The organism is Bifidobacterium colobi (assembly GCF_018555455.1).
GTDB classification, from domain to species: Bacteria; Actinomycetota; Actinomycetes; order Actinomycetales; family Bifidobacteriaceae; genus Bifidobacterium; species Bifidobacterium colobi.
This window is the reverse complement of sequence record NZ_JAFEJU010000001.1, coordinates 131,055-142,642: the sequence shown is the minus strand read 5'-3', so window position 1 is coordinate 142,642 and position 11,588 is coordinate 131,055. Positions and strand designations below refer to the sequence as shown.

At 57.9% G+C, this 11,588-nt stretch carries 9 protein-coding genes; 8 read left to right on the top strand and 1 reads right to left on the bottom strand.

Annotated elements, in window-relative coordinates; all coding sequences use genetic code 11:
• Position 1: 1 nt before the first annotated feature.
• Complete coding sequence (locus JS530_RS10960; RefSeq protein WP_214375352.1) at positions 2-982, bottom strand: hypothetical protein; 981 nt, start codon at positions 980-982, stop codon at positions 2-4.
• Positions 983-1,680: 698 nt separating this feature from the next.
• Between JS530_RS10960 and gatC the strand changes: the two genes are divergently transcribed.
• The 8 genes from gatC (at position 1,681) to JS530_RS00600 (ending at position 11,340) form a co-directional block, all read left to right on the top strand.
• Complete coding sequence (gatC, locus tag JS530_RS00635; RefSeq protein ID WP_044089358.1) at positions 1,681-1,980, top strand: Asp-tRNA(Asn)/Glu-tRNA(Gln) amidotransferase subunit GatC; 300 nt, start codon at positions 1,681-1,683, stop codon at positions 1,978-1,980.
• A gap of 5 nt (positions 1,981-1,985) precedes the next feature.
• Positions 1,986-3,527, top strand: a complete 1,542-nt coding sequence (gene gatA, locus JS530_RS00630) for an Asp-tRNA(Asn)/Glu-tRNA(Gln) amidotransferase subunit GatA (protein ID WP_214375351.1) — start codon at positions 1,986-1,988, stop codon at positions 3,525-3,527.
• Between the two features lie 30 nt (positions 3,528-3,557).
• Complete coding sequence (gatB, locus tag JS530_RS00625; protein WP_214375350.1) at positions 3,558-5,057, top strand: Asp-tRNA(Asn)/Glu-tRNA(Gln) amidotransferase subunit GatB; 1,500 nt, start codon at positions 3,558-3,560, stop codon at positions 5,055-5,057.
• 301 nt (positions 5,058-5,358) lie between these two features.
• Positions 5,359-6,432 carry a GNAT family N-acetyltransferase gene (locus JS530_RS00620; protein WP_214375349.1) on the top strand — a complete coding sequence of 358 codons (1,074 nt, stop codon included), beginning with the start codon at positions 5,359-5,361 and terminating at the stop codon, positions 6,430-6,432.
• A gap of 7 nt (positions 6,433-6,439) precedes the next feature.
• A complete protein-coding gene (locus tag JS530_RS00615) occupies positions 6,440-6,754 on the top strand; it encodes a DUF2469 domain-containing protein (RefSeq protein ID WP_033890645.1) in 315 nt (104 codons plus the stop codon).
• A gap of 140 nt (positions 6,755-6,894) precedes the next feature.
• Complete coding sequence (locus tag JS530_RS00610; protein WP_214375348.1) at positions 6,895-8,508, top strand: NAD(P)/FAD-dependent oxidoreductase; 1,614 nt, start codon at positions 6,895-6,897, stop codon at positions 8,506-8,508.
• Between the two features lie 192 nt (positions 8,509-8,700).
• A complete protein-coding gene (gene rho, locus JS530_RS00605; RefSeq protein ID WP_214375347.1) occupies positions 8,701-10,752 on the top strand; it encodes a transcription termination factor Rho in 2,052 nt (683 codons plus the stop codon).
• A 99-nt stretch (positions 10,753-10,851) separates the two neighbouring features.
• Positions 10,852-11,340: an aminotransferase class IV gene (locus JS530_RS00600; protein ID WP_240541015.1), complete on the top strand. Its 489-nt coding sequence runs from the start codon at positions 10,852-10,854 to the stop codon at positions 11,338-11,340.
• The last annotated feature ends 248 nt before the right edge of the window (positions 11,341-11,588 follow it).

Here is an 11,588-nt window from a genome sequence, read left to right as displayed (position 1 = left end):
ACTAATCCATAGTCAGCGTTGATGCCGTCGTTGATACCGCATTCGGTATGCCGACTGCGCGCAGTTTGTTGAGCATAGGATGCTGTGCCATCACATCCTCATAAGTAAAGCGGACTATGGCATCAACGTTGGCGCGATAGAGTCCTGTCTCCCGTTCCTTTTCCGCATGGACTGCGCCGCGGACCCCTTGCCGGTCATTCATCTGAGGATTCACGTATTTTTCGTAGCCATCGAATTCGCCCACAACCAGACGCCCTGAAGGCAGCCGCCAGAGATAATCCACCCGATACTGCGTTCCGGTCTGTGGATCGATGATTTCCTGCTGCATCTCGGGAACCATGAGCCCACCGTCGATGATGGTGCCCAGTGCCAATGATTCGCCGCCGTTCTCGCATACCGGGTTGGCGTAGTGCAGCAATCGAAACATCGGCGTGCAATCGCGGCGCATGGAGCCGCAGATTGTAAGGATGTCGGTAACAGTAACATCGGTGCGCAATGCCGAATTGATGATGGGCAATGCGAAACGAAAATCGGTGGAAAGACCGCAATCCACCGCCGTGCGGGCTTTGCTGGTGACGGGAAGACCCTTGACGTATTCCGGGGTGCACTCTGGCATAAATATGCGTTTCACGTGTGAACTGCTGGCATTACACCCCTGTGATGTTGTCATAATGGTGATGGATCCGTCATGAAGATGCCATTGATGTTCGAGGCCATGAATGGCTGCCGCGGTGATCCCCGCGAAAACCCAATGGGGATGCTTGCGATGAGCGGTTCGGGCCAAATGCCGTGTACGTTCATCTGGCTTCAGTGATTCCCAATATTTTGGCGCGGCATACATATTGGGAAACACGCGTTGGAGCTCGAGTGCCTGAGCCCGTCGTGCCAGTGCCGAACGGAGTGCTTTGGTCGTGCCATATGCGCATCGGCGCTCCGCTTCGGCTTGTGTGATTAGGGCGTCCACAACTTTGTGATGTTTCATGATTCGACGGTATGCCAATAGTGGCAATGGCTTCCAGTCGTGTGGGGTAATGTGGTTCTAGCTTTGGCGTCTGAATGAGGCTACGGTCGATTATGCCGGTTTTTGAACGATTGTGGCCGGTTTTGAGAGTATCCGGCTTGTGAGCGATATTGGGTGAATGTGGATAACCGGCGCGAGATACGTGTTATTTGTCGTTCATGTGTTCGAGTGCGGTCTATGGCGGTGCATTCTTACGGCTGAGTCGAGGATGTACTCTTTCGATTGGTGATGAGCGGGGTGAATGCTCGGCGCAGTCGAGGTTCTTCCCCTCACAGAGGCTCCTAGTGGGGCGTTTCCTCGGTCGGCTTTGAGATTTGATGCGCTGATGGGGCGTTGGCGGGGTCTTTCATCGGTGCTACCGAGGATTTGCCCTAGTGACAGTATGGTAGCGGGGCTGACCATCGGCTGACTCAAGGTTTTGCCGCGTTGAGAGAGCTTAGTTGGTGCATGGTGTCGGCCGGCTCGAGGTTTTGCCACGCTCGGAAGGATCGTAGAGGGTCGTTACCTTGGCCAGATATGGGTTTTGCCGCGATGGTTGGTAGTAGCCGGGGCGAAGATTCGAGTGGATAGAGACTTTGCCCCGCTGGGGGATTCCGATAAGCGTCCCAATCAGTGATTTCGATAATCACGTGTCACAAACCGCTCGTATAGTAAGGCGCATGCCAACATTTTCACGCGAAGAAATCGTGCATTTGGGCGATCTGGCCCGAATCGCGCTCACCGATGAGGAAATCACCCGTCTGCAGGGCGAACTGAACGTCATCGCAGACTCCATCAACAAGGTTCAGGAAGTCGCATCCGACGACGTCGAGCCCACCGCCAACCCGGTGCCGCTTGAGGCCTACTTGCGCCCGGATGTCGCCGAAACCCCGCTCACGCAGGAAGAGGCGCTCGCCGGCGGCCCGAAGACCGAGGCCGGTATGTTCGTGGCACCGCGAATCCTGGGAAGTGAGGAGTGAACCCGATGAGCAACGAAACCGCAACTCTCGTTAAGCTATCCGCCGCCGAGCAGGCCGCCGCCATCAAGAAGGGCGACGTCACCTCTCGCGAGCTGGTCGAAGCCCACCTCAAGGTCATCGAAGCCGCTGAACCGTCCATCAAGGCCTTCCTGAAGGTCTCCGGTGATGTGGCTCTCGAGCAGGCCGACGCCTTCGACAAGAAGTCCGCCGAAGACAAGGCTGCTCTGCCTGAGCTGGCTGGCGTGCCAATCGCCATTAAGGACATGATCGTTACCAAGGGCATCGAGACCACCGCAGCATCCAAGATCCTCGAAGGCTGGGTGCCGCCGTACGATGCCACCGTCATCGAAAAGCTCAAGGCCGCTGGCATGCCGCTGCTCGGCAAGACCAACCTGGATGAGTTCGCACAGGGCTCCTCCACCGAGCACTCCGCCTACCAGACCACCCACAACCCGTGGGATACCGAGCGCGTGCCCGGTGGCTCCGGTGGCGGTTCCGCTTCCGCAGTCGCCGCGTTCGAAGCTCCGCTGGCCCTCGGCACCGATACCGGTGGCTCCATCCGTCAGCCGGGCGCTCTGACCGGCACCGTCGGAGTCAAGCCCACCTACGGTGGCGTCTCCCGTTTCGGCGCCATCGCCATGGCCTCCTCGCTGGACCAGATCGGCCCGGTCTCCCGCACCGTGCTCGACTCCGCACTGCTGCAGGAAGTCATCGGTGGCCATGATCGCCGCGATTCGACTTCCATCCCGGAAGGTCCGCGTCCGATGGTCGCCGCCGCCCGTGAAGGCGCCAAGCGCGATCTCAAGGGCCTGAAGGTCGGCCTCATCAAGGAGCTCGGCGGCGACGGCTTCCAGCCCGGAGTCGAGGCCCGCTTCAACGAGGCCGTCGACAAGCTCAAGGAGATGGGTGCCGAAGTCGTTGAGGTCTCTGTACCGCACATCGGCTACTCCCTGGGTGCTTACTACATCATCATGCCGTCCGAGGTGAGCTCCAATCTGGCTCGCTACGATGGCATGCGCTACGGTCTGCGCGTGATGCCGCCGGCCGGCGTGCCGCAAACCGCCGCCAACATGATGGCCTACACCCGTGAGGCTGGCTTCGGCGACGAGGTCAAGCGTCGTATCATTCTCGGCACCTACGCGCTGTCCGCTGGTTACTACGACGCCTGGTACGGTTCCGCTCAGAAGGTCCGTACGCTGATCATCCAGGACTTCAAGAAGGCCTTCGAGCAGGCTGATGTGCTGGTTTCCCCGACCTCCCCATCCACCGCCTTCAAGTTCGGTGAGAAGATGGATGATCCGCTGGCCATGTACATGAACGACATCGCCACCATCCCGGCCAACCTCGCCGGTGTGCCGGCCATGTCCATCCCGGCCGGTCTGTCCGACGACGGTCTGCCGGTCGGCTTCCAGTTCATCGCCCCGCAGCAGCGCGACGAGGTCATGTACAAGCCGGCAGCCGCACTCGAGGCAGCACTTGAGGAAAGCTGGGGCGGTCCGATTTGGAACAGCCTCAAGACCCCGTGGCTGGACGGCCTCACCAAGTAAGCAGCATCGGAAGGAAAGATAAGCAACATCATGGCTGAAAAACTGATGAAGTACGCCGATGCCACCAAGAAATACGATGTGGTCTTCGGTCTGGAAACCCACGTTGAGTTGAGCACCAACACCAAGCTGTTCTGCCCGGCTCACATCGAGTTCGGTGGCGAACCGAACACCCAGCTGACCCCGGTTTCCCTGGGTTTGCCGGGCAGCTTGCCGGTGGTCAACAAGGCCGCCGTTGATTACGCCATCAAGCTGGGTCTTGCCCTGCACTGCGAAATCAACGAGTGGAGCCAGTTCGCCCGTAAGAACTACTTCTACCCGGACATGCCGCGCGACTACCAGATCTCCCAGTACGACAAGCCGACCAACGGCAATGGTTACTTGGATGTGGAACTGGAGGACGGCACCGTATTCCGCGTGCCGATCGAGCGTGCGCATATCGAAGATGACGCCGGCAAGAACACCCACGTCGGTGGTGCCGACGGTCGTATCGAAGGCGCCGACCACTCCCTCGTGGACTACAACCGTGCCGGTGTGCCGCTGATCGAGATTGTGACCAAGCCGATCGAAGGCGCTGGCGACCGCGCTCCGGAAATCGCAGGCGCTTACATGCGCGCCATCCGCGACATCGTTCGTGCGCTGAACATCAGCCACGCCCGTATGGAGCAGGGCAACATGCGTGCCGACGTGAACGTCTCCCTGCGTCCGTCCGCCGATGCCCCGTACGGCACCCGTTCCGAAACCAAGAACGTGAACTCCTTCCGCGGTATCGAAAAGACCATCCAGTACGAGATTCGCCGTCAGGCCGCCCGTCTGGACGATGGCAAGGAGATTCTGCAGGAGACCCGCCACTGGGATGAAGCAACGCAGACCACCGCAGGCGGCCGCGTGAAGTCCGATGCGGATGATTACCGCTACTTCCCGGATCCGGATCTGGTGATGCTGCACATCACCAAGGAGCATATCGAAGAGATCAAGGCTCAGATGCCGGAGATGCCGCGCGAACGCCGCAACCGTCTCAAGGCCGAATGGGGTCTGAGCGATCTGCAGATGCGCGATATCCTGAACGCTGACGCCCTCGATCTGATCGAGGAGACCGTCAAGGCCGGTGCCAAGGCTGCCGGTGCCCGCAAGTGGTGGCTGGGCGAGCTGTCCCGCGCCGCCAATGCCAAGGGTGTCTCCCTCGAAGAGCTGCCGATCACTCCGGTCGATGTGGCTGAAGTCGAGAAGCTCATCGCCGACGGCAAGCTCAACGACAAGCTCGCCAAGCAGACCGTCGAAGGTGTGCTGAAGGGCGAAGGCACTCCGGATGAGGTCGTTAAGAAGCACGGCTACAAGATCGTCGAAGACAACGGCGCTATTGAAGCGGCCGTCGACGCTGCATTCGAGGCCAACCCCGACGTGGTTGAGAAGCTCAAGAGCGGCAACATGAAGCCGATGGGCGTGATCATCGGTGCTGTGATGAAGGCCACACGTGGTCAGGCTGATGCTAAGGCCGTCACCAAGGTGGTCATGGGCAAGATCAAGTCCTGAGCCGTTAAGCATATAACCCGCTGAACAGGCCGTAACTGCGCGAACCAAACAGTTCCGCGCGGTTACGGCCTGTTTTGTTGCATAAGGAGACCATTGCTGCGCGGTAGTGGGGGTGTGCCCCGCTCGCCGAGCGTTCGTCTCGATACCAGTGCGGTTTCAGGCAGAGCCACAGCACGCTGACGAGCACAGCCGCTTTCCAGCGTTCACCCAGCAGAGTAAGATATGTTCGGCATTGATCGTGAGCTATTCATGAGCCATGAACCATGAGTCATTGTGAGCCGAAACAGGGGACGAACAACAAATGACCGAGACCAACGAGACGTTGAGCATGCCAGCGGATGCACAGGTCAAGCGTGACTTGCCGCAGAGCATCGTCATTCCGCCGATTCAGGGCGAAATGGTGCATCTGCGCCCCGCTACTGTGGAGGATCTTCCACGTCTTGACGAGCTCGATGCATTCTATGGTGCATCCAAAATCACGGGCAAGGATGCGGCTACCGAACGTTCGATGATTCACACGTGGGTGCGTCGCTCCCAGGCCTGGGAGGCTGGTTTAACTCCGGGTGAGTCCGGCGTGGGCGATCCGGAACTGCGTCGCACCATCGCTTGGGCGGTGGTCACCGATGCTGATCATGATGAAGATGGCACCACTGATGCCGCATCCACCGACAATGTGATCGGCATGATTTTCCTCATCGATATTGATGGCTGGTCCCGTTCCGCGCGCATCCAGATTGTGCTTGGTCGCGACTATCGCGGACGCGGCTATTCACGCGACGCCATGCCTCGCGTGATGACGTACGGCTTCGCTTCCGAACCGGCTGGCCTGGGCATGCATCGTATTTGGGTGGCTGTTCCTGAGAAGAACACGCGCTCAATTTCCGTCTACCAGTCGCTTGGCTTTGTGCCGTCTGGTACTTCGCGCGATGCGTTGTGGGATGCGGAAAACAGCAAGTATCAGGATTTGATTGTGATGGATACTCTGGTGGACGAATACGATCCGATTCGTTCGCTGGATGCGTTCGGCATGCATCTGATCGAAAACAATCCTGGTGTGCAGGAGGCCTTGGCGGCACGCGAACATTCGGTGGCATTGCGCCAGAATACAGCGAACGGTGGCGATGACCCGGCACACAAGTCCGACCGGCCGGGCTCCGGAACTGCGCCCAACACTGAGCCGAGCGCGCACGATCAGACCGTGCATGTGCAATCGCAGTCAAACGAAGAGTCTCAAGTCACTCATGAAAAGTCCCGTTTGAGTGCGGAAGAGGAAAGCAACTGGCCATATGGGCAGAGCGAACGCAAGACTTCCAAGGAAGCTTGGTGGCGTACGCTGGGCCGTGGCCGCAAGCGTGATACGGAAAGCGAGAAGTGAACCGAGCATGAGTGCCGAGGATCTCGACAATTACGAAACCGACGCCGAACTCGCCCTGTACAAGGAATACCGCGACGTAATCAAGCTGTTCACCTATGTTGTGGAAACCGAGCGTCGCTTCTACTTGGCGAATAAGGTTGATTTCAACGTCCGTTCTGCTGGCCAGGACGTGTACTTCGATGTGCAGTTGACCGACGCATGGGTATGGGATGTGTATCGCTCCAGCCGATTCGTCAAGTCCGTGCGCATCGTGACCTTCAAGGATGTCAATGTCGAAGAAGTGCAGAAAACCGATATCGACATCCCTGACGACATCCACTAAATCCATGCATGCGCATTAGTCGTAAGGCCATTGGTCTAGCGGCTAGTTCCGAAGAGAAATCGTAAGGAAATACACAAACAAAACGTGCGTTTCCAAGGCTTAGGGTAAACTATCGCTGATTTTGTTGTAAGGAGATGCAAGTGAGCGAAAAGCAATCCGTGGTGATTATCGGCGGTGGCCCCGCTGGTCTGACCGCCGCATGGGAGCTCGTCAAGGATGGCGGCTCTGATAAGTATGACGTGACTGTGCTCGAGGAGACCCGTGAATTCGGCGGTATCTCGCGCACTGTGAAGCATAACGGCAACCGCATGGATATTGGCGGCCACCGTTTCTTCTCCAAGGACGACCGCATCATGGAGTGGTGGAAGACCGTTCTGCCGCTGCAGGGCGCTCCTTCCTACGATGATAAGAAGCTGGGTCGCGAGCACGACATGGAGCCGGGTGGCCCGGATCCTGAGACTGAAGACAAGGTGATGCTGAAGCGTCACCGCGTGTCTCGCATTTATTGGAATCGTCGCTTCTTCGATTACCCGATTTCGCTGAGCCTCAACACCTTCAAGGCCATGGGCTTCAAGCTCACGTTGGTGGCAGGCTTCAGCTACCTGAAGTCCATGTTCCACAAGCTGCCGGAAGACAACTTGGAGAACTTCTACATCAACCGTTTCGGTCGCAAGCTGTACTCGATGTTCTTCGAAGGCTACACCGAGAAGCTGTGGGGCCGTCACCCCTCTCAGATTTCCGCCGACTGGGGTGCCCAGCGCGTTAAGGGCCTGTCCATCATGGGTGTGCTGAAGAACGCTTTCCAGAAGCTGCTGCCCAAGAAGCGTTCCAATGCTGAAGTGGAAACCTCCCTCATCGAGGAATTCTGGTACCCGAAGTATGGTCCCGGCCAGCTGTGGGAGACCGTGGAATCCAACTGCGAGGCCGCTGGTGTCAAGGTGCTGACCGATGCCAAGGTGATCGAGCTGCGTCAGACCAATGGTGCCATCTCGTCCGTGGTGTACGAGGATTCCGAAGGCAACCGTACCGAACTTGCCGGCGATCAGTTCATCTCCTCCATGCCGGTCAAGGATCTGGTTAACGCCATCGACGCCGCCGGTGCCGATCCGGATGCCGCCGATTCCAAGGCAGCTCCAGCAGATATGACCGAAGTGGCCAATGGCCTGCCGTACCGCGACTTCGTGACCGTGGGTCTTCTGGTCAAGCACCTGAAGCTCAAGAACACCACCGACATCCCCACCCTCGGCAATCCGCCGATTGTGCCGGACTGCTGGATTTACGTGCAGGATCCGGGCTACAAGGTTGGTCGTCTGCAGATCTTCAACAACTGGAGCCCGTACCTGGTCAAGGATGTGGACAACACCGTTTGGATCGGTCTCGAATACTTCTGCGAGGAAGGTGACTCCTTCTGGAACATGTCTGAGGAAGATGCCACCAAGTTCGCCATCTCTGAGCTCACCCGCATGCGCGTGATCAACGGTCCGGAAGAGGTTATCGACTCCCATCGTGAGCGTGTCAAGAAGGCTTACCCGGCTTACTTCGACACCTACGAGCACATGGATGAGCTCATCGAATACCTCGACGGTTTCGGTAACCTCTACTGTGTTGGTCGTAACGGTCAGCATCGTTACAACAACATGGATCATTCCATGGCCACCGCCATGGAGGCAGTGGACAACATCAAGACCGGCAAGACCTCCAAGAAGAACGTGTGGTCTGTCAACACCGAGAAGTCCTACCACGAGCAGAAGTAGTTGGCGGAGCTTCTAAACGGCCTATCGCATTGTGCGATAGGCCGTTTTGCGTTGGTCGGTGATGCGTTGTAGAGTATACGAAGTTCGCGATAACCCCAGAGATGCAGCGAACATTCATGAGCGGTACAACCGCAAAATCACTCTTAACTCCGTAAGTGGGCATATGCCTGTTCGGTATGGAAAGGGCAACCAGTGGCCAATAGCCAAAATCTAGAAGATATGAAGCTTCCTGAGCTTAAGGAACTTGCCAAGCAGATGGGATTGCGCGGCACTTCGACTATGCGTAAGCCCGAGCTCCTCGCCACCCTACAGGCCGCGCGCAGCGGAGGTGAACCCCCGGCTGGCGTCACGGTACGTGTGCCCAAGGGCGCCAAGGGCGCTAAAGGTTCCAAGGCTGCCACTAAGCCCGTCGAGGCCGTAACCGATCACGTTGAGGCTGCTGCTGATTCTGCTGCTGAAGCACCGGTTGCTCAGCAAGATGCCAATGCTGGAGCTGCTCAGCCTGCCGCCGAGCCGAAGATCGACCTTCCTGAGCTGACCGAGCGTCGCACTCGTCGCAGGAGTCGTGAGAACGCCGACCGCGTTGAAGCAGAGCCGCGCTCCTACCGCAAGCGTGCCGATCGCACTGACCGTCATGATGGTGACGGCGATTACGGCACGCGCAAGCAGCGTAGAAATGCAGACGAAGCATCCACCGATGATTTGCTCGCCGGTCTTGATCTGGGCGGTTCCCGCCAGAGCGGTGACCGTCGCCGCCGTCGCGATGATGAGGAAGCCCCGCTGATTCGCCGCGTACATGATGATGACGATGCACAGCCGCGTCGCCGTCGCCGTGGCGATCAGGATGAGGAAACAGTGCGTGATCTCGACGATATTCTCGCCACGCTGCCTACGCAGAAGCGCGAGGAAACCGTTGAGGACAACGATACGGACGACGATCGCGTCGAATTCACTCGTCGTACCCGTAATCGTGGCGACCGTAACGACCGTAATGATCGCAATGATCGCCGTAACCGTCGCATGCGTGGCCGCGATCGCGATAACAACGCCGACGATGAGCTCCGTGACAATCGTCGTGAAGAGCCGCAGGAAGATCTGGTTCCGGTTGCCGGCATCATCGATGTGCTTGATTCCTATGCATTCGTGCGCACCTCCGGCTACCTGCCCGGTCCGAACGATGTCTACGTTTCCATGGGCCAGGTCAAGAAGTACGGCCTGCGCAAGGGCGATGCCGTACATGGCTCCATTCGTGCTCCGCGTGAGGGCGACCGTCGCAACCAGCGTCAGAAGTTCGTGCCGCTGCAGGCCATCGATTCCATCAATGGCCAAAGCGTCGAGGACTCCCTGAACCGCCCGCAGTTCTCCAAGCTCACCCCGCTCTACCCGCAGGAGCGTCTGAAGCAGGAAACCACGCCGAACAAGCTCACCGGCCGCATCATGGATATCGTGGCTCCGATTGGCAAGGGCCAGCGTGGCCTGATTGTCTCCCCGCCGAAGGCCGGCAAGACCATCACCCTGCAGAACATCGCCAACGCCATCACTACCAACAATCCTGAAGTGCATCTCATGGTGGTACTCGTGGACGAGCGACCGGAAGAGGTCACCGACATGGAGCGTACGGTGCAGGGTGAAGTCATCTCCTCCACCTTCGACCGCCCGGCATCCGACCACACCACGGTTGCCGAACTCGCCATTGAACGCGCCAAGCGTCTCGTGGAGCTTGGTCAGGACGTGGTCGTGCTGCTCGATTCCATGACCCGTCTGGCTCGCGCCTACAACATCGCAGCCCCGGCTTCCGGACGAATCCTCTCCGGTGGTGTGGATGCTCAGGCGCTCTACCCGCCGAAGAAGTTCTTCGGTGCCGCACGTAACATCGAGAATGGCGGTAGCCTCACCATTATTTCGTCCGCTTTGGTGGAAACCGGCTCCAAGATGGATGAGGTGATTTTCGAAGAGTTCAAGGGCACCGGCAACATGGAGCTGCGTCTCTCCCGCGAGCTCGCGGACAAGCGCCTGTTCCCGGCCATCGACATCAACGCCTCCGGTACCCGCCGTGAAGAGCTCATCACCGAGCCTAAGGAACTGCCGATCATCTACCGTCTGCGCCGACTGCTCGGCGGCATGGAGCCGGAGCAGGCTTACCAGACGCTGGTGCCGCGCCTGAAGAAGACCGCCACCAACCGCGACTTCCTCGCTGCCATCGTGCAGCAGGCAAATAATGGCAACGCGGTCAACGGCAACTGATCGAGCTGTATAGCTTCAGATTTGATGCTAAAGGGGCGAATACCGGTTATTTCGGTATTCGCCCCTGTGCGTAATCTGCGATGCAATGACTCCGCTCGGATGCATGAATCTCTTGTCGGGACTGCACAGCAGCGTCTTCTGCATGGCGCCAAAACGCTGAGCTATGCATTCAATTGCGCGGTGCATAGGGAATGTGATCGCCGTGGCGTAGACGATGCCATATTGTTCACTGAAGACGGATGCACATTGGAATGCCCCAATTCATCAATTGTGGTGCGTTACGGAGATACGTTGATTACTCCCGATCCACGTATTGGTATTCTTCATGGCACTTCGCAGCGAGAGCTGTTCGCGTGGGCTCTTCAGGAAGGTCAGCATACGTACTATAAGAAGTTGCCATTTGCTGAATTGCGTGAAGCTGATCGACTTTACATGGTGCACGGAGGTTGGGTGATTCCGGTAAATGAGCTGGACGGTCAGACTTATGACTACGATTCGACGGAAATTGAAACGGTTAACACTGCAATTCATACGGGACGTACGCATGATGATGCTCTCGCCATCGGTCCTAGCAGCGATTATGAGTGATTGTTGAGCAGGAATGCGATCGCCCAGGCATGAAACGCGGTAACTGTGTTACAAGGGGTTGATTTGCGATATGCCGGAGGTCTATCTGCGTTACAAGGGGTTGCAAGCCAAATATCGATGTCTGCAAAATGGCGGAATGGTGGTACGTGAATGTGCTGGATACTGCCAATACATCGGATAAGGTACCCCTCGTAAAGCAGATAGATGTTTCCGAAAGGCCGAATCAACCCCTGCTAAGCGAGATGGGC